The organism is Neisseria montereyensis (assembly GCF_024834045.1).
GTDB lineage: Bacteria > Pseudomonadota > Gammaproteobacteria > Burkholderiales > Neisseriaceae > Neisseria > Neisseria montereyensis.
This window is the reverse complement of the sequence record NZ_JANUXW010000001.1, coordinates 308,897-327,388: the sequence shown is the minus strand read 5'-3', so window position 1 is coordinate 327,388 and position 18,492 is coordinate 308,897. Positions and strand designations below refer to the sequence as shown.

16 protein-coding genes are annotated in these 18,492 nt (G+C 48.6%); 12 read left to right on the top strand and 4 right to left on the bottom strand.

The window, feature by feature from the left end; genetic code table 11:
- Positions 1 to 238: 238 nt before the first annotated feature.
- Complete coding sequence (radC, locus tag NXS09_RS01445) at positions 239 to 922, top strand: RadC family protein (RefSeq protein ID WP_259290782.1); 684 nt, start codon at positions 239 to 241, stop codon at positions 920 to 922.
- A gap of 23 nt (positions 923 to 945) precedes the next feature.
- Here the strand turns inward: radC and ilvA are convergent, their stop codons facing one another.
- Positions 946 to 2,469: a threonine ammonia-lyase, biosynthetic gene (ilvA, locus tag NXS09_RS01440; protein WP_259290781.1), complete on the bottom strand. Its 1,524-nt coding sequence runs from the start codon at positions 2,467 to 2,469 to the stop codon at positions 946 to 948.
- A gap of 402 nt (positions 2,470 to 2,871) precedes the next feature.
- Here ilvA and NXS09_RS01435 point away from each other — a divergent pair, with 402 nt between their 5' ends.
- The 3 genes from NXS09_RS01435 (at position 2,872) to NXS09_RS01425 (ending at position 5,887) form a co-directional block, all read left to right on the top strand.
- Positions 2,872 to 3,126 carry a hypothetical protein gene (locus NXS09_RS01435; RefSeq protein WP_259290780.1) on the top strand — a complete coding sequence of 85 codons (255 nt, stop codon included), beginning with the start codon at positions 2,872 to 2,874 and terminating at the stop codon, positions 3,124 to 3,126.
- Positions 3,127 to 3,322: 196 nt separating this feature from the next.
- A complete protein-coding gene (locus NXS09_RS01430) occupies positions 3,323 to 4,546 on the top strand; it encodes a D-alanyl-D-alanine carboxypeptidase family protein (protein WP_259290779.1) in 1,224 nt (407 codons plus the stop codon).
- A gap of 216 nt (positions 4,547 to 4,762) precedes the next feature.
- Positions 4,763 to 5,887, top strand: coding sequence for an aminotransferase class V-fold PLP-dependent enzyme (locus NXS09_RS01425; protein WP_259290778.1), 1,125 nt, complete (start codon positions 4,763 to 4,765; stop codon positions 5,885 to 5,887).
- Positions 5,888 to 5,985: 98 nt separating this feature from the next.
- Here the strand turns inward: NXS09_RS01425 and NXS09_RS01420 are convergent, their stop codons facing one another.
- Complete coding sequence (locus NXS09_RS01420) at positions 5,986 to 6,990, bottom strand: NAD(P)-dependent oxidoreductase (RefSeq protein WP_259290777.1); 1,005 nt, start codon at positions 6,988 to 6,990, stop codon at positions 5,986 to 5,988.
- A gap of 297 nt (positions 6,991 to 7,287) precedes the next feature.
- Positions 7,288 to 7,689, bottom strand: coding sequence for a Cu(I)-responsive transcriptional regulator (gene cueR / locus NXS09_RS01415; protein ID WP_259290776.1), 402 nt, complete (start codon positions 7,687 to 7,689; stop codon positions 7,288 to 7,290).
- Positions 7,690 to 7,861: 172 nt separating this feature from the next.
- Between cueR and NXS09_RS01410 the strand changes: the two genes are divergently transcribed.
- The 5 genes from NXS09_RS01410 to NXS09_RS01390 all read left to right on the top strand — a co-directional run bounded on the left by NXS09_RS01410 (position 7,862) and on the right by NXS09_RS01390 (position 12,431).
- Complete coding sequence (locus NXS09_RS01410) at positions 7,862 to 8,071, top strand: heavy-metal-associated domain-containing protein (protein ID WP_259290775.1); 210 nt, start codon at positions 7,862 to 7,864, stop codon at positions 8,069 to 8,071.
- A gap of 12 nt (positions 8,072 to 8,083) precedes the next feature.
- Positions 8,084 to 8,746: a membrane protein YczE gene (gene yczE, locus NXS09_RS01405; RefSeq protein WP_259290774.1), complete on the top strand. Its 663-nt coding sequence runs from the start codon at positions 8,084 to 8,086 to the stop codon at positions 8,744 to 8,746.
- 82 nt (positions 8,747 to 8,828) lie between these two features.
- Positions 8,829 to 10,991 carry a heavy metal translocating P-type ATPase gene (locus NXS09_RS01400; protein ID WP_259290773.1) on the top strand — a complete coding sequence of 721 codons (2,163 nt, stop codon included), beginning with the start codon at positions 8,829 to 8,831 and terminating at the stop codon, positions 10,989 to 10,991.
- A 329-nt stretch (positions 10,992 to 11,320) separates the two neighbouring features.
- A complete protein-coding gene (locus NXS09_RS01395; RefSeq protein WP_151052181.1) occupies positions 11,321 to 11,866 on the top strand; it encodes a DUF2062 domain-containing protein in 546 nt (181 codons plus the stop codon).
- The gene (locus NXS09_RS01390; RefSeq protein ID WP_259290772.1) at positions 11,856 to 12,431 is read left to right on the top strand and encodes a type IV secretion protein Rhs; all 576 of its coding nucleotides are present in this window, start codon (positions 11,856 to 11,858) and stop codon (positions 12,429 to 12,431) included. The genes NXS09_RS01395 and NXS09_RS01390 overlap by 11 nt, the downstream gene beginning before the upstream one ends.
- 169 nt (positions 12,432 to 12,600) lie before the next feature.
- On the opposite strand, the gene amgK is transcribed toward NXS09_RS01390, so the two are convergent.
- The gene (gene amgK, locus NXS09_RS01385; RefSeq protein ID WP_259290771.1) at positions 12,601 to 13,605 is read right to left on the bottom strand and encodes an N-acetylmuramate/N-acetylglucosamine kinase AmgK; all 1,005 of its coding nucleotides are present in this window, start codon (positions 13,603 to 13,605) and stop codon (positions 12,601 to 12,603) included.
- A gap of 70 nt (positions 13,606 to 13,675) precedes the next feature.
- Here amgK and NXS09_RS01380 point away from each other — a divergent pair, with 70 nt between their 5' ends.
- From NXS09_RS01380 to gap, 3 genes are all read left to right on the top strand, one after another.
- Complete coding sequence (locus tag NXS09_RS01380; RefSeq protein ID WP_259290770.1) at positions 13,676 to 16,000, top strand: LPS-assembly protein LptD; 2,325 nt, start codon at positions 13,676 to 13,678, stop codon at positions 15,998 to 16,000.
- Positions 15,997 to 16,956, top strand: a complete 960-nt coding sequence (locus NXS09_RS01375) for a peptidylprolyl isomerase (protein WP_259290769.1) — start codon at positions 15,997 to 15,999, stop codon at positions 16,954 to 16,956. The genes NXS09_RS01380 and NXS09_RS01375 overlap by 4 nt, the downstream gene beginning before the upstream one ends.
- Before the next feature lie 391 nt (positions 16,957 to 17,347).
- The gene (gene gap, locus NXS09_RS01370; RefSeq protein WP_259290768.1) at positions 17,348 to 18,376 is read left to right on the top strand and encodes a type I glyceraldehyde-3-phosphate dehydrogenase; all 1,029 of its coding nucleotides are present in this window, start codon (positions 17,348 to 17,350) and stop codon (positions 18,374 to 18,376) included.
- Positions 18,377 to 18,492 lie beyond the last annotated feature (116 nt).

Genomic DNA, 18,492 nt, shown 5'->3' with positions numbered 1-18,492 from the left:
AACAATAGCTGATTATAGCTTTTTTTACACGGCTGCCGAAAGGGATTTACCCAAAACTTCTTATGCCCTATTTGTCTTTAGCATCATACGATTCGCATCCTAATATCAATTGCCGGCCATTAGGCCGTCTGAAAAACAGCAGTTGCCTGCTTACCGGCTCATAAATCATACATCATTATTTTCATAATTAATTATAAATGATATGATTATTACATATAAATTATAAACTGTTTGAATCATGAGTATCAAACAATGGCCGGAAGGCGAACGCCCGCGTGAAAAATTAATGGCTAGGGGTGCGGGTGCATTAAGCGACGCCGAATTATTGGCGATTTTGCTAAGGGTTGGCACAAGGGGCATGAGCGCGGTGGACTTGGCACGCTATCTGTTGGGCGAATTCGGCAGCTTGGGCAAATTAATGAGTGCGGAAGAAAAACAGCTTTCGGCTTATAAAGGCATGGGGCGTGCCGGTTATACCCAATTTGCCGTAGTGCGCGAAATCGGGCGGCGGCTATTGTGTGAAGAATTGCAGGAATCGGTATCGATGAATCATCCGGAAGATGTCGCCGACTTTCTCAAGCTTCATCTGGCACACGAGCGGGTTGAAGTTAGTTTCGCCCTCTTGCTCAACCGCCAAAACCAACTCATCGCCCTGCATGAGTTGGGACGCGGAACGGTATCGGAAAATACGGTTTATACGCGCGAAATCGTAAAACTGGCGCTCGACGAATACGCCAGCAGTATTATTCTCGCCCACAATCATCCGGGCGGCTCACCCGAACCTTCCCAAGCGGATATTGCGTTTACCCGAAAACTCTCGCAAGCGCTTAATCTGGTTGATATTACTTTACTGGACCATTTTATTGTAACGGCAAGGCAGGTAACTTCATTTCAACAACGCGGCCTAATGAAGGCCGTCTGAAGCCCTGCCTTGCCATAAAACCATTAGCTTAAAAACAGTTTATAAGCCACATTATGGGTTTCATCTTCATAAACATAACCCAAACTATCTAAAAATGCGGTAAACGCATCATTGTCTTGCGGCGGTACATCCACGCCGACCAATACCCGGCCATAATCCGCGCCGTGATTGCGGTAATGGAATAAAGTAATGTTCCAATCGGTCTGCATATGGTTCAAAAAGCGTGCCAACGCACCCGGGCGTTCGGGAAATTCAAAACTCACCACCCGCTCATCAGCCACTTTATGCGTACGCCCGCCTACCATATAGCGGGTGTGGATTTTCGCGATTTCGTTATGGGTCAGATCCGTGCTTGGTAATCCTGCCGCATTCAATTCTTCACTAATTTTGGCCAAGTCTTGTACACCGGCCGTCTGAATGCCGACAAAAATATGAGCGGTTTTATCATCGCCGTAGCGGTAGTTGAATTCGGTGATATTGCGGTTGCCGATAATGTTCACGAATTGGCGGAAGCTGCCCGGTTTTTCGGGAATGGATACGGCAAAAATCCCTTCGTTGCCCTCGCCTAATTCGCTGCGTTCTGAAACGTGGCGCAGGCGGTGGAAATTGATATTGGCGCCGCTGGTAATCGCCACTAAGTTTTCACCTTCGGCTTTGGTGCGGTTAATGTAGGCTTTCAAACCGGCCAAAGCCAAGGCACCGGCCGGTTCCATAATCGAACGGGTATCATCGAAAATATCTTTAATCGCGCTACAAATGGCATCGGTATCTACCGTAATAATATCGTCGAGCAGATCGCGGCAAATGCGGAAAGTTTCTTCACCCACCAATTTAACCGCAGTGCCGTCTGAAAACAGCCCTACGTCTTTTAAAGCCACCAATTCACCTTTGGCAATCGAAACTTTCATGGCGCAGGAATCATTGGTTTGCACACCGATAATTTTGATTTCGGGGCGGATTTGTTTGATAAACGCGGCTACACCGGCTGCCAAGCCGCCACCGCCAATCGGCACGAAAATGGCATGAATATCATCGGAAGTTTGGCGCAGAATTTCCATGCCGATGGTGCCCTGTCCCGCAATCACATCAGGATCGTCAAACGGGGCGATATAAGTTAGCCCTTCTTTTTCCACCAGTTCGACCGCATGATCATAGGCATCGTTAAAAGATACGCCTTTGAGCACCACTTCGCCGCCACGGTTTTTTACCGCATCCACTTTAATCTGCGGTGTGGTTTCCGGCATCACAATCACGGCACGGCAGCCCAAACGCTGGGCCGACAAAGCCACGCCTTGCGCATGGTTGCCCGCACTGGCGGTAATAATGCCGCGCGCCAACGCATCTTTGGGCAGTTTAATCATTTTATTGTAGGCGCCGCGTATTTTGAATGAAAACACGGGTTGTAAATCTTCGCGCTTCAGTAAAATATTATTATTGGCGCGCTGCGATAAGCTGCGTGCTTTTTCCAAAGGGGTTTCTACGGCAACGTCATAAACGGAAGCGGTTAAAATGCGGATAAGGTAGTCGGAATAAGATGGCGTATTCATAAGTTAATTTTTATTGGAAACAGAAAGATAACAATCGGAAAACAACCTTGTATTCGTTATCGCACCCTGATCGTGAACTCTCAACAAATAAAATTCCACTTTCTTCGGCAGCCATATAAATAAGAGCCGCCATACAGTGCAAAGCAACAAGGGTAAAGGCGAAACCATACCCCTCAGGCCGTCTGAAATCAAGAAAAATCTTAGCAAATGAACACATTAATAGGTATAATGCCCGCTCGAAATACTGAGCACCGCGTTCTATCGATACCGGATAATTCTAAGGCAACGCCGTTATAACAATTTAGCCAATATAAATCCAACTTGATTAAGCGCATGAATCAGGCTGGTTATATAAGTGGTTTATTAACAGAATTTGTGGATAACTTTTTAGGAAGAATTAAAATGAAAGAACGAGACATTTTTCCAGAATGGAACTTTGAGGTTGCTTTAGAGGTGTTAGGTGATTCCATGCGACCGTTTATTCAAGAACGAGAAGAGGAACGGCAAAAAGATAAACCCAATCAGGCATATATTGACTATTTAACAAGAGTGATTCAAGCCATTGATTTGTTGAGAGACGAGTTATCTCCGGATGATGAAGAACTTATTGAGAAAATTTTCGACCATGATTTTAAAATTGTTGGAACTATAAAATAAGCGAAAGTATTCTTTCATATTGCGGGTAGAACAAAAATTATTCAGACACATACTCATAATAATATTTCCATTCACCCCGACACCAATGCTCAGCAAAACACACACCCAACACCGAATATTAAATCCCAATAGGCCGTCTGAAAAATATGGCCTGTTTATACTGTTCACCGTCTATTCATAAAGATAAAATATGCACATGAAGAAAACTTTACTCGGCCTAATAGCGGCCGCTTTTATTTCAACCGGCGCCGTTGCCGCACCCGAACAAGCCGCTTCTGCTGCAGTGGTTGCCACACCGGCTGCCGCCCCTGCTGCGGCATTAACACCTGCCACCCCCGCCGTGCCCGTTCCCGATATTGCGGCCACCGCCTATATTATTAAGGACTTGCAAAGCGGCCAGATTCTCGCAGAAAAAGGCTTAAACGAGCAAATCGAACCGGCATCCCTCACCAAACTGATGACGGCTTATCTCGCATTCAAAGCACTCGATAACGGCACCCTGAAGCCCGACCAAATGCTGACCGTATCCGAAAAAGGCTGGCGTGCGGAAGGTTCGCGTATGTTTCTCGATCCGAAAGTACCGGCCAGTGTCAGCGATTTGGTTAAAGGCCTAATCATACAATCCGGTAACGATGCCGCCATCACCTTGGCAGAAGCCATGGGCGGTAGCGAAGAAGGTTTTGCCAATATGATGAATGCCGAAGCCAAACGCTTAGGACTCACCCAAACCTTCTATGCCAACAGCACGGGGCTGCCCGCAGAAGGCCATTTAACCAGCGTAAACGATTTGGCGATTTTGGCCGGTGCCATTATTCAAGATTTTCCCAAGTATTATCCGATTTACTCTATGAAATCGTTTAAATACAACAATATCGAACAACCCAACCGCAACCTGCTGCTCTATCGCGATTCCAGCGTAGACGGCTTGAAAACCGGCCACACCAGCAGCGCCGGCTACAATCTGGTTGCTTCCAGCAAACGCAACGGCCGCCGTGTTTTATCCGTCGTGGTCGGCACCGAAAGCACCGAAGCACGCGCTTCGGAAAGCAGCAAATTATTAAATTGGGCATTGCAATCGTATGACACCCCAAAACTATACGATGCCAATCAAACCATTTCCCAAGTGAAGGTTTATAAAGGCGGCAGCAATGCGGTGAATGTCGGTTTCCTTAATGCGGCTTATGTCACCATTCCGCACGGCGAAGGCCAAAATATCAAGCCGATACTCGAAACCGTCCAACCTGTATTGGCGCCGATTGAAAAGGGTCAGGTTTTGGGCAAACTCAGAATCATGAACGGCGAAACCGTTTTGGCGGAAAAAGAAGTGGTTGCGCTGAACGAAGTGGAAGAAGCAGGTTGGTTCGGCCGTGTGTATGACAGCATCGTGTTGTGGTTTAAAAACCTGTTTGCCGATGAATAACCTGTTTTAATACCTGCACTTTACGCAATCATAAAGGCCGTCTGAAATATTTCAGACGGCCTTTATTTCACCACCAACCAAGATACTCAGCAGAGGCTTTGCATTATCGGAAAACCACCTTAAAATAGCTTCGTTCATATTAAAAAACCGCCGTCTCATTGCCCGCGCAACAGATAACCTGAAGCACGGCAGCTACTACCCTACAAGGAGAAACGAATGACTGTTTTACCCCGCCCCGAAATTGATGAAAACGGTTTACTCGAATATTCCGTCGTCTATACCGACCGCGCCCTCAACCATATGTCGCAAAAGTTTCAGACGGCCTTGCGCTATATTTCCGCCACCCTGAAAAAAGTTTACAACGCCCCTCACACCGCCATGATTCCCGGTAGCGGCACTTCGGGCATGGAAGCCGTAGCCCGCCAATTGGCTCGCGATGAAAAATGCCTGATTATCCGCAACGGCTTTTTCAGTTTCCGCTGGTCGCAAATTTTGGAAAAAGGCCGCATTGCCGCCGACACCAAAGTCTTAACCGCCCGTCAGAAAGATGCCGCCCAAGCACCGTTTGCGCCTGCGCCGATAGATGAAGTTTGCGCCGAAATCGCTGCCTACCGCCCCGCCCTCGTATTTGCACCGCACGTTGAAACCGCTTCCGGCATTATGTTGCCCGAAAGCTATATCCGCAAACTGGCCGATGCCGTGCATAAAGTAGGCGGCTTATTGGTGATTGACTGCATCGCCTCCGGCTGTATTTGGTTGGATATGGAACAACTCGGCATTGACATCCTGCTTTCCGCACCGCAAAAAGGCTGGAGCGGCTCGCCCTGCTGCGGCTTGGTGATGCTGAACGAAGCAGCCTATCAGAAAGTACAAAACACCGAATCCGATAGTTTCGACCTTGATTTGAAAAAATGGCTGCAAATTATGGAAGCCTTTGAAAACGGCGGCCATGCCTATCATGCCACCCCGCCGACCGATGCCTTACTGAAACTGCATGATGTGATGAAAGAAGCCGAAGCCATCGGGTTCGACAAACTCAAAGCCGCCCAAACCGATTTGGGCAATAAAATCCGTTCGCTATTGGTTGAAAAAGGCTATCCGAGTGTGGCCGCAGAAGGTTTTGAAGCGCCCGGTGTCGTGGTTTCCTATACTACCCGTGCCGATATTCAAAGCGGTAAAGCTTTTATTGATAAAGGCGTGCAAATCGCTTCCGGCGTACCGCTGCAATGCGGCGAACGCAGCGATTTCCAAACCTTCCGCGTCGGTTTGTTCGGCTTGGATAAATTGCAAAATATCGATCAGGCTGTCGCATCATTTGCCGATGCTCTGGATAAAGTATAAGCTTATCCATCTAAGTAACTATGCTATTGCAACAGGCCGTCTGAAACCCTTTCAGACGGCCTTGCCGATGCTTTTTTCTGCCTGAAGTCTGTTAATCTTTAATCCAATATTAATTCTTCTTCAACTTCCTCGCCCAATAAAATACGTCTGACACCGTCAATTGCGATATGAACCAGATTTTCCAATGCCGTATTGGTATGGAAAGCCACATGGGGGGAATAAAAAACCCGGTCATGTTTCAGTAGTCTCAAAAATACCTCGTCGGTAATATCTTCAAGCGCCACTTTTTTATTGATATAAGGGCCTTCAAACTCATAAGTGTCAATCGCTGCCGCCCTGATTTGATGACTGTCGAGCGCATCTAATAAGGCTTCCGTATCCACCAAGCTGCCTCGAGCCGTATTAACCAAAATCAGATTATTTTTAGCCCGTTCAAACAATGCTTTATTAAACAAATGATAATTTTCTTCGGTTGCCGGCGTGTGTAGAGAAATAATATCCGATTGTTCTACCAGCTCTTCAACACTGGCAACATAAGTTAAAATATCTTCCGCTCCTTTATTGGGGTATAAATCATAACCAATCACATTGGCACCCGTGTTTTTGAATAGCTGGGCGGTTTGACGCCCTATGTGGCCTGTTCCGATAATACCGACCGTTTTATCTCTAATTTCCGTGCTGGTAATCGCATCTTTCAAGATAAAATCCCCTGCTCTAACATTGTGTTGGATAATATCGATATCTCTTGAAAAATACATGGCGCTCGCAAAAGCAAATTCCGAAATGGCAAACGGGGAATAAACAGGCACTCTTACAAAACGGATGCCTAATTCTTTCAACAACTTCAAGTTATACATATCGAAACCGGCTGAACGCGTGGCAAAAACTTTAATGCCCACTTCTTTCATTAAACGATAGGCGGCCTCGGGAATCTCTATCACTTGGGCAACAATAATACCGTCATATCCTTTTTTGATATGAGACATGGTTTCTTCCGTTAAATCCTCATAATAGATATCCAATTCGATTTCAGGATGTTTCTCTTGATAAGAAGCGATAACGCCTGCTTCATCTTCTCTGGCATTAAATAAAATAAATTTCATTTCACGATTCCTTTTGATTTTTCAAATTCAAAATATAACACTGATATTATTCTAACGTTTTTATTAATATAATAACAATCATTAATTCACCTATGGTTATCATCAAAAATTCCACCTAGTGCCATACCGCATTATCAAACATATAAATATCTGACTTAAATATAAATATATTTCAGACGGCCTAAGATATTACGCCCACATTCAAGATGCCAAGCAGGGATTTATCTTTAAGGCCGTCTGAAAATGAAAACTCAACCGGATACACATTATTTTTAATATTGCCCTTATCGGGCTTGATTACTTTTGCTGATTGCCACCACCCAAACCCTCTAAAATCGGGCATTCGGGGCAGCCGTCGCCCCTGCAGGCATCGTGCCAGCGTTGTAGCTCTAGCACCATATTCTGTAAACTCTGAATCTGCGTATTCAAGGCTTCGATATGCTTGGCGGTGAGGGCTTTTACTTCGCGGCTGTTGCGGTGCGGATTGTCTTGCAGTTTTAATAATTCCGCCGTTTGTTGCAACGAAAAGCCGACTTCGCGGGCATGGCGGATAAACTTTAACCGTATCAGATCAGTTGCGTTATAGCGGCGGTAGCCGTTGTCGTGGCGTTGGGCGGGGGCAAGTAATCCGTGTTTTTCATAATCGCGGATTTGTTTGGCGGAAAGCCCGGTTTGGCGGGCGGCTTCACTGATATTCATCACGGCTTGACCTTAACCTATGGTAAAGGTTTATAGTAATGTTTAATAGGCCAAACCGGCAAGCAGCCGAACGTTTTTATGCCTCATTCGAAATCGTATTTGTATTTATATTTAAGGGGATAGCCCCCATTTAAACCGATAGAAAGCAGCAAACAATAGAAAGGAAAATATTATGGAAACCGTTAAAATCAATGTCGGCGGTATGACTTGCGGCGGCTGCGTGAAAAGCGTAACCACTGTTTTAGAAAAACTAGAGGGTGTGAATAAAGCCGATGTCGATTTAGACTCTGCTTCTGCCAAAGTCACTTTCGACCCGGCAAAAGTACAAACGGCTGCTTTGTTAGAAGCGGTTGAAGATGCCGGTTTTGATGCCTCTTTGTAACGGCATCAAAATATGGATGAGCGAAAAAAACTAAAACGTATTCTGCCGTTAACACCGTGGTCTGCCCGATCGTTTTGGTCGTTTGAAACCAAACCGATGTTGGTTTTGTGCATTTCCCTGATGTTTTTCGGCATTGGCGAAGGCATGTTGGTAACATCGAGTCTCGGCTCGGCACCGTGGACGGTTTTGGCGCAAGGTATTTCCCTGCAAAGCGGCCTGAATATCGGCATGATCACTTTTTTGATTAGCGCGGTGCTATTGGTGCTGTGGATACCGCTACGACAACGGTTCGGATTGGGCACGGTGCTGAATATGCTGGTTATTGCCGTTGTATTGGGGCTATATGTGCGCTATATCCCCCACCCTACCCATATTGCCATGCGGATATTGCTGTGTATCGGCGGTATTCTTGCTATCGGCACGGCTTCATCGTTTTATCTAACCTGCCATTTGGGCGCCGGTGCCCGCGATGGTTTGATGGTGGGATTGTGCAGCCTGAGCGGTTGGCGTATCGGCTGGGTCCGTACCGCCCTTGAAGGCAGCGTCTGCCTTGCCGGTTGGTTATTGGGGGGAACGGTCGGTATCGGTACTATATTGTTTGCGTTCGGTGTCGGTTGGGTGGTTCAAACCGCTTTAGGAGTGATGGAAAAATCACTGGATCAGCAGGCCGTCTGAAATCTTGGCAACACGGCAGCAATGCCAAGCCTGCTTCACTATGTTCTCTTTGCCGCCCACATGCTTTAGAGGAATGAAGATTATGCAACAGAAAGCCCGTTTCCAAATCGAAGGCATGACTTGCCAAGCCTGTGCCAGCCGTATTGAGAAAGTGTTGAACAAAAAAGACTTTGTAGCCGAAGCCGGCGTTAACTTTGCCGGCGAAGAAGCGCAAGTGGTGTTTGACGACGGCCAAACCGATATAGAAGGTCTGATTCGGATTATCGAAAAAGCAGGCTTTAAAGCGGCCTTGAAAACCGATGAATTTTCCATGCCCGACAGCGAAGTGCATATTAGCTGGCGGCTATGGCTGCTGCTGGCTTTGAATATCCCGTTTATTGTCGGCATGGCCGGCATGATGCTGGGGCAGCATAATTGGATGTTGCCGCCGATATGGCAGTTTGTCTTGGCCAGCATTGTGCAACTGTGGCTTGCCATACCTTTTTATAAAAGCGCGTGGGCGAGTATTAAAGGCGGGTTGGCGAATATGGACGTGTTGGTAACCGTCGGCACGGTATCCATTTATCTCTATTCGGTTTTTATGCTGTTTTTCCACCAACATACCGCGCACGACGGCATGGCGCATGTGTATTTTGAAGCAGGCGTGATGGTGATCGGCTTTGTGAGCCTCGGCAAATTTCTCGAACACCGTACCAAACGCAGCAGCCTCAACAGCCTTAGCTTGCTGCTCAAACTCACCCCTCAACAAGTCAATGTACAGCGCGACGGACAATGGCAGCGCCTCCCGCTTGATCAAATCCGAATCGGCGATACCATCCGCGCCAGTCATGGCGAACGCATCGCGGCCGACGGTACGGTAGAAAGCGGCGATGGTTGGGCAGATGAAAGCCACCTCACCGGCGAATCCAATCCCGAAGCCAAAACGGCGGGCAGTAAAGTTTTGGCCGGTGCATTAATGACCGACGGCAGCATCGTTTATCGCGCCGAACAGCTCGGCAGCCATACCCTATTGGGCGACATGATGGCAGCCTTATCGGAAGCTCAGGGCAGCAAAGCACCGATTGCGCGGATTGCCGACAAAGCGGCAGGTATTTTTGTGCCGGTGGTCGTCAGCATCGCCCTGCTTACATTCTTCATTACTTGGTATGTGAAAGCCGACTGGGTTTCCGCACTCATTAATGCCGTTGCCGTATTGGTGATCGCCTGCCCGTGTGCACTCGGCTTGGCGACACCGGCCGCGATTATGGTCGGCATGGGCAAAGCGGTTAAACACGGCATTTGGTTTAAAGATGCCGCCGCAATGGAAGAAGCCGCCCATGTAGATGCGGTGGTACTCGATAAAACCGGCACGCTCACCGAAGGCAGGCCGCAGGTGGCCGCCGCGCATATTGCCGCCGACAGCGGTTTTAGTGAAGACGATTTATACCGTATCGCCGCCGCCGTCGAACAACATGCCGCCCATCCGCTGGCCACCGCCATTGTTCAGACGGCCTCTGCCCGCGGCCTGACCATTCCCGAAGCCGCCGACGTACAATCGGAAGTCGGTGCCGGAGTTGCCGCGGAAATCGACGGTATCGGCACGGTAAAAGTCGGCAAACCCGATTATGCCGGCTGGACCATGCCCGAACAGATGGCGGAAGTATGGCGCATTGCCAGCATTGTTGCCGTAGCCGTTAACGGCAAAGCCATCGGTGCGTTTGCACTGGCCGACACCCTGAAAACCGACACTCAGGAAGCCATAGGCCGTCTGAAAGCACACGGCATCGATGTTTATATTATGAGCGGCGACAATCAAAATGTGGTCGGTTATATTGCCGATAAGCTCGGCATCACCCATGCATACGGCAATATGAACCCGCGCGATAAAGCCGCCGAAGTGCAAAAACTGAAAGACAGCGGCAAGGTGGTGGCCATGGTGGGCGACGGCGTGAACGACGCCCCTGCCCTTGCCGCCGCCAATATGAGTTTTGCCATGAAAGGCGGGGCGGATGTGGCGGAACACACCGCTTCGGCCACCCTGATGCAACATTCCGTCAACCAGATGGTTGATGCGCTGTTGGTATCCCGCGCCACGCTGAAAAATATCAAGCAAAACCTATTCTTTGCGCTGATTTATAATACTTTGGGTATCCCGTTGGCCGCATTGGGTTTTCTAAGCCCAGTGCTTGCCGGCGCGGCCATGGCGTTAAGCTCGATTTCGGTATTGAGTAACGCTTTGCGGTTAAAACGGGTGAGCATTCAATAAAGCTTTTCCGCGTGATAATGCATGATAAACAAGGCCGTCTGAACAAATCTTTTCAGACGGCCTTTTACTTATTCCCCTTTAAATCTGAGCTTTACCCACCATATTAAACTAAAGTTGTTTCAAAATATTAAGCAGCAATACCCGATAATACAAACGGCCGTCGCCTGATTTTTTTAGGCCGTCTGAAAAAATATCTGCTATAAATATAAAATAGAACCATACGACACATACACAACAAAGGCACAAGCATTATCAAGGTTTGCAAGGCCGAAAGGCAGCCCAAACTTCCGCTACCTGCCCGACCGGACTTTTAACCCGATACCGAACTTATGAATCTTTTTAAACGCACTTCTTTCCGTAAAAAACTGCCCAAACGCGAACAGATTTTTGCATCCCGTTTCACCAAACCGTTTGCACCGATGTTCGACAAGCATTATTTTTGGACACTCAACCGCCGCCAAGCAGCCGTTTCCGCTTCTGTCGGCTTATTCTGCGGCCTCATGCCCGGCCCGACCCAAATGCTCAGCGCGCTGATTGTCGCCTACTTCCTGCGCACCAACCTACCGGTTGCCCTGTTTACCACGCTCTACACCAACCCGCTAACCTACATGCCGCTTTATTACCTCGCCTATAAAATCGGCGCCTTAATACTCGGCCTTGATCAGAATGCCGCTTTGGTTTTTCCATCGTGGGACGGCGGTCATTTCTTATCCGAATCATGGACATGGCTGGTCGGCGCGGGCAAACCTCTGTTGGTTGGCGTGCCCGTTTTAGGCACGATACTCGCCGTTGCCGGCTATTTTGCCGTACTCGGTTTATGGCGCCTGCGGACAACCCGTTTATGGCATAAACGCAAGGCCGACCGTGCGCAATAGCCCCGCATACCGCCGCTTAAGCATGGCAGAAACCACCATCGCCCGTCGGATATTTTCAGACGGCCTCGACTATACCCGCATTAAAATTTACCGCGGAATCCCCTACCTGCCCACCCTCAAAGCCGCCGTTTCGCCCAACGGCCATATTTACTTTCCCCGCAACAACTGCCCGCACGACTTTACCGAATGCCCGCAACATTACCAAATATGGCTGATACACGAACTCACACACGTTTGGCAATATCAACACGGCTATCAAACATGGTACGGCGGCCTACTGCTCGGTGCCTGCGGCGGCTATATCGGCCGAAGTGCCTATGCCTATCCGCCGCTAGCCGAAATTGCCCACTTCGGCAGCTTGAATATGGAACAACAGGCCGACTTATTGGCACACTACTACGCCGCCCGTTATTTAAACCACTCTGCCTATAAAAACGATTTGCCCTTGTTTGAAAAAATCCTCCAACCCTTTTTCAACAACCCGCACGATAAATCGCTACTGCCCAAATACCGCAACCATCTCAAAGCGTTTTACCCAATCGGCAACAAACAACCAAGCAGGTAAAAGCATTTGAAAAAGGCCGTCTGAAAGCAATATTTCAGACGGCCTTAAATAAGCGTAGGTCGGATACTTGTATCCGACAAAATGGTCAGCATTAATATCGGGTTTGAGAATCCGACCTACATGGATTTTTGTAAAGGTCTCAAGCCGTCTGAAACGGCAATCAACTTAATTAAAATGTATAACCGGTTTCCAATTCTTCATCGCCCACCAAGTCCACCAATAAGGCATAAAGCGGTGCCAAATCAATGTAGCGGCGGCTGGCGCGGCGCAGGTAGTTTAAAAAGCGCGGGATTTCGGGGCGGTATTTGTCTTTGCCGTCGCGGTAGTAGAGCCGTGCAAAAATACCGGCCACTTTCAGATGGCGTTGAACGCCCATCCATTCAAACCAGCGGTAAAAATCATCAAACTGCTCCGGTACGGGCAATCCGGCAGCGCGGGCTTTTTCCCAATAGCGAACCACCAAATCCAAGACAAATTCTTCTTCCCATTCGATAAAGGCATCGCGCAATAGAGACACCAAATCGTAAGCAATCGGGCCGTATAGTGCGTCTTGGAAATCCAACACGCCGGGGCGGCCTTCGGCCAGCATCAAATTGCGGACAATAAAATCACGGTGCACATATACTTGCGGCTGCGCCAACAGCGGCGGCAATAAGGTGGCAACGGTTTGATCCCATAGCTGGCGTTGTTTGAAATTCAGCGGCTTGCCCAATTCTTTGGCGACAAACCATTCGGGGAACAGGTTGATTTCACGCAACATCACTTCGCGGTTATATTCGGGCAGCACATCGGGGCGGCTGTTTTGCTGCAATACAATCAGTTCGTCAATCGCTTCCAGCAAGAGCACTTTATGGGCGGCTTCGGTTTGCTCATGCTGCATAGCGGTTAAAAATGTGGTATTACCCAAATCGTTTAAAACGATAAAACCTTGTTCGCGATTAACGTGCAATACTTGCGGCACGTTCACCATGCTGAATATTTGTTGAACCTTCAAATAAGGTTCGATACTCATTTTTTCAGGCGGTGCGTCCATACAGATAACGGTGTGGCCGTCTGAAAAAATCGCGCGGAAATAACGGCGGAAATCCGCATCGGCAGCGGCGAAAGCCAGCTCGAAAGACGCTTGGGGATAAACTTTTTCAAGCCAATTTTTCAGTTCTATTTGTCGTTGCATAGTCGTTTGGTGTTTTTTCAGGTTAAAATAACCGCTATTCTAACTGGCAAACCCGATTTAAGGTGAGACTTTGGCTCGTTTATTTTCATACAAACCGCTGGTGCTGGCATTAAGTGTCGGCTTTAGCGCAGCAACGGCACATGCCGAAGAGCTGTCTTTGGGCAATACCAGCCTGACTTGTTCGCCCGCACAACTGAAAACCTATGCGGAATTGGCCGCCATGCCCCAAGTAAAACGTAGCGGCGGCAGCCCCCTGCCCACCGACTACACCCGTATCACCGCCGATAAAGTGGCGGGGCAGACCAACGTAAAAGTTCGGGCGGAAGGCGATGTGATTGTCGAGCGCAACAGCGACGTACTCAATGCGCAATGGGTTGATTACGACCAAACGCGCGACACGGTTACCGCAGGCGATAAATTCACGCTGTATCAAAACGGCGCAACCGTGAGCGGTGAAAACGTCGAATACAATCTTTCAGACGGCACCGGCGTTTCCCGCAATGCCCACTTGGAAGCCGAACACGACGGCCGCCGCATACAAAGCGTTAGCGAAACCGCAGAAATGCAAGGTGAAGGACGCTACCGTTTAACCAACACCCAATTCAATACATGCGCGCCGGGTGATGCCAGCTGGTATATCAAAGCCAAAAGTATTGAAACCGACGAAAAAACCGGCATCGGCGTAGCCAAAGGTGCTTCGCTCGTATTCGGCGGCGTCCCCGTTCTTTACCTGCCGTGGATTGATTTCCCCATCAACGGCAACCGTAAAAGCGGCTTGTTGGTGCCGACATTATCCGGCGGTTCGGACGGTTTAGAGATGGATATCCCCTACTATCTAAACCTCGCCCCCAATTACGACGCCACCATCGCACCGGGCTTTATCAGCAGCCGCGGCGTGCGTGTGGGCGGCCAATTCCGCTACCTTACCGAAAAATTCGGTGGTCAGGTAGAAGGCAACTGGATGCCGCACGACCGTAAAAGCGACCGCAACAACCGTTATCAATTCAGACTCGACCACCGCCAACGATTTTCCGAAAAACTCAAAGGCGGCATCGAATACAATCAGGTTTCCGACGACGACTACTACCGCGATTTCTACGATCGCGAAGACATCGCCCGCAACGTCAACTTAAACCGACAGGCATGGTTGAATTATGACGACCGCCTATGGGGTGGCTCGTTCAGCGGCTACATGACCGCGCAAAAGTATCAAACCTTGGCCAATGCCGACGGCTTTAAAGACGAACCCTATGCCATCATGCCGCGCCTCTCCGCCCAATGGGAGAAAAATGTCGGTAAGGCCCAGATTAATATATTCAGCCAGTTCACCCGTTTCGAACACGATGAAAAACAAGACGGCAGCCGCCTTGTGCTCTACCCCAGCATTAAATGGGATTTCCATAACCAATGGGGTTATATACGGCCGAAAATCGGTGTGCATACCACCTATTATGATTTAAACCGTTTTGAAGCGACACCTTCCCGCACAGTGTCGCGCACCCTGCCGATTATCAATGTCGATACAGGGATGACGTTTGAGCGTAAAGCATCGTTCTTCAGCAACGACTACATCCAAACCCTTGAACCGCGCCTGTTTTACAACTATATTCCGACCAAATCGCAAAACGACCTACCCAACTTCGATACGTCGGAAAACAGTTTTACCTATGCGCAGCTTTTTAGGGAAAACCTCTATTCGGGCAACGACCGTATCAATTCGGCCAACAGTATTTCCGCCGCCGTGCAAACGCGCCTGCTTAACCCTCATAACGGCAGCGAACTGTTCCGTGCCGGTATCGGGCAAAAATTTTACCTAACCAATGACAACGTATTGGCCGACGGTACCATTGGCAGCTATCCGCGCCGCCGCTCCGATATTGTGGCTTTTGCCCATGGCAATGTCAGCAACAGCGTACGCGTCGACTTCGATATCCACTACAATCAAAACGAAAGCAGAACCGAGAGTTATTCGGCCGGCGTTCGCTACAACCCCGAACCCGGTAAAACATTAAGCGCACGCTATAAATACGGACGTAATGAAAAAATCTATCTGCAGGAAAACGGCGAATATTTTTACGACAAACTCAGCCAGATTGATTTAGCCGCACAATGGCCGATTAAGAGAAACTGGTATGCCGTCGCCCGCTATAATTATGATCTCAGAACCAAAGAACCACTTGAAATGCTGGCCGGCTTCGAATATAAAAACGATTGCGGCTGCTGGAGTGCCAGTGTGGTCGGCCAACGTTATGTCACCGGCCTGAACACCAAGAAAAACGCCATATTCTTTAATCTCCAACTCAAGGATTTAAGCAATCTCGGTAAAAATCCTTTTGAAAAACTCCGCTTAGCCATCCCCGGTTACAGCAAAACCAATGAGGTAGTCAGACGATGAAATTCAAATCCTTAATACTTGCCGCCGCCTTAGGCTTGGCTTTTCAAAGCGTGCAAGCCGCCGATGAAATTAAATTGGTAGACGGCATTGCCGCCATTGCCGGCAGCGAAGTCATCACCCAGCGTGATGTCCGCCAGGCCATGGCCGAAGCGCGGCGGCAATTAGGCAAAACCAATATCAATGATGAAGAACTGCGCACCCAAGTGATGCGGCAGCTAATCGACCAAGCCATTGTTTTGCAAGCTGGCAAACGCCGCAATATCACGGCAACGGATACGGAAATAGATGATGCATTGGCCAATATCGCCCGCGCACAAAAAACCACGGTCGACAATCTCTATGCCCAAGCGGCTAAAAACGGTGTGAGCAAAAACGCCGTCCGCCGCAGTATTGCCGACAGTATTATTGTGAATAAGGTACAGCAACAGGCTATTTTGCAATACAGCCAAGTGAGTGATGCCGAAATCAATGCCACCATCGCCAGAGCGCGGGAACAAGGCATTACCCTGCCTGCAGGCGAGCCTTTACACCAATACCATGCCCAACATATTCTGCTGAAAGCAGAAAGTGACAATGCATTCAAAGCAGCCGAAAGCAGCATCCGTAAAATTCACAAGCAAGCTGTCGACGGCATCGACTTTTCCGCATTGGCACGCCAATATTCGCAAGACGGCAGCGCCCCAAACGGCGGTGATTTAGGCTGGTTTTCAGACGGCCAAATGGTGCCTGAGTTTGAAGCGGCCGTACATGAATTGCAACCCGGCCAAGTCAGCCGTCCTATCCGTACCCAATACGGTTGGCATATTATCAAACTGAACGATATCCGCGACAGCGGCACACCCGAGGAACGCCAGCGTGAAGCCGTCCGCCAATACATCGCCCAGCAAAAAGCCGCCCAAGCGGCAGATAATCTGATGAGGGATTTATACGCAACTACCCATGTTGAAATCCGTTAAATCAGCTTGAATGTCAAATAACAGACGTTATGGCATGTTTTTTCAACAAAAGGCCGTCTGAAAGCAATTTCAGACGGCCTTTTATTATGGCTGCTCAAACTATCCATCCTTGCCATTATCATACACATTGCTTCCATACACCCGAGAAGCTTTTCATATTATCAAGTTACATAATTTTACTTTTCATATCGCATATAATCATTTTTTCAGACGGCCTTCGGGAACATATTCAAACAATTATTATCATAATACGGCGGAATCGGTTAGCACGCTGTAATTACACCTTGACTACAACTTACTACACCGCGTTATAATTCGCTCTGTCGGCAGATGCCGTTATTCAGACGGCCTGCAATTTGTCTAACCTCAAATCACAAAAAGGAACACAAAAATGGGCATTAAGATTGCCATAAACGGTTATGGCCGTATCGGACGTCAGGTATTAAGAGCAATCTACGATTACAAACTGGACAACCAACTCGAAGTTGTCGCCATCAACGCCAGCGGCAGTTTAGAAACCAATGCCCATATCACCAAGTTCGACACTGTTCACGGCCAATTCGCCGCCGATATCTCCCACGATGAAAACCATTTGATTATCAACGGTAAAAAAATCCCGTTTTTCTCTACCCGCAATCCCGCCGAGCTGCCTTGGGATATGTTGGGCGTTGATTTGGTCATGGAATGTACCGGTGCGTTTACCAGCAAAGCCGCGGCTAAAGTCCACTTAGAAGCAGGTGCCAAAAAAGTATTGATTTCCTCACCCGGCGGCGACGATGTCGATGCCACCATTGTTTACGGCGTGAACCACGATGTTTTAACCCCTGAAATGACCGTTGTTTCCAACGCTTCCTGCACCACCAACTGCTTGGCACCCGTTGCCAAAGCCCTGCATGACGGCATCGGTATCAATAAAGGCCTGATGACCACCATTCACGCCCTCACCAACGATCAAAACATTACCGACGTGCGCCACAAAGATTTGCGCCGTGCCCGCAGCGGTATGGAAAACATTATTCCTACCAAAACCGGTGCCGCCAAAGCCGTCGGTTTGGTATTGCCCGAACTCAAAGGCCGCTTAGACGGTTTGGCCATCCGCGTACCGACCATCAATGTTTCTTTGGTCGACCTGAGCTTTGAAGCTGCCCGCGATACTACCGTGGAAGAAATCAACGGCATTCTGAAAGCCGCTTCCGAAAACGAAATGAAAAATATCCTAAAATACAACACCTTGCCACTGGTATCTATGGACTTCAACCACACCACCCAAGCCAGCACCTTCGACAGTACACTCACCAAAGTGACTGACGGCAATATGGTGAAAGTATTCTCTTGGTACGATAACGAATGGGGTTTCAGCTGCCAAATGCTGAACACCGCCCGTGCCATGTTCGGTCTTGAAGTTACCCCGTTTAAATAAGCATTTCCGCTTTATCCAAACAGGCCGTCTGAAAATATTTCAGACGGCCTTTGTTATGCGCCTTTCAGACGGCCTTTCGGCCAATTATCGAATAAAACCGTTAAATTTTCATTTTG

Excerpts from the sequence above, each read along its gene's own strand:
- radC (WP_259290782.1), top strand. The coding sequence starts at position 239 with ATGAGTATCAAACAATGGCCGGAAGGCGAACGCCCGCGTGAAAAATTA.
- ilvA (WP_259290781.1), bottom strand. The coding sequence starts at position 2,469 with ATGAATACGCCATCTTATTCCGACTACCTTATCCGCATTTTAACCGCT.
- NXS09_RS01435 (WP_259290780.1), top strand. The coding sequence starts at position 2,872 with ATGAAAGAACGAGACATTTTTCCAGAATGGAACTTTGAGGTTGCTTTA.
- NXS09_RS01430 (WP_259290779.1), top strand. The coding sequence starts at position 3,323 with ATGAAGAAAACTTTACTCGGCCTAATAGCGGCCGCTTTTATTTCAACC.
- NXS09_RS01425 (WP_259290778.1), top strand. The coding sequence starts at position 4,763 with ATGACTGTTTTACCCCGCCCCGAAATTGATGAAAACGGTTTACTCGAA.
- NXS09_RS01420 (WP_259290777.1), bottom strand. The coding sequence starts at position 6,990 with ATGAAATTTATTTTATTTAATGCCAGAGAAGATGAAGCAGGCGTTATC.
- cueR (WP_259290776.1), bottom strand. The coding sequence starts at position 7,689 with ATGAATATCAGTGAAGCCGCCCGCCAAACCGGGCTTTCCGCCAAACAA.
- NXS09_RS01410 (WP_259290775.1), top strand. The coding sequence starts at position 7,862 with ATGGAAACCGTTAAAATCAATGTCGGCGGTATGACTTGCGGCGGCTGC.
- yczE (WP_259290774.1), top strand. The coding sequence starts at position 8,084 with ATGGATGAGCGAAAAAAACTAAAACGTATTCTGCCGTTAACACCGTGG.
- NXS09_RS01400 (WP_259290773.1), top strand. The coding sequence starts at position 8,829 with ATGCAACAGAAAGCCCGTTTCCAAATCGAAGGCATGACTTGCCAAGCC.
- NXS09_RS01395 (WP_151052181.1), top strand. The coding sequence starts at position 11,321 with ATGAATCTTTTTAAACGCACTTCTTTCCGTAAAAAACTGCCCAAACGC.
- amgK (WP_259290771.1), bottom strand. The coding sequence starts at position 13,605 with ATGCAACGACAAATAGAACTGAAAAATTGGCTTGAAAAAGTTTATCCC.
- NXS09_RS01375 (WP_259290769.1), top strand. The coding sequence starts at position 15,997 with ATGAAATTCAAATCCTTAATACTTGCCGCCGCCTTAGGCTTGGCTTTT.
- gap (WP_259290768.1), top strand. The coding sequence starts at position 17,348 with ATGGGCATTAAGATTGCCATAAACGGTTATGGCCGTATCGGACGTCAG.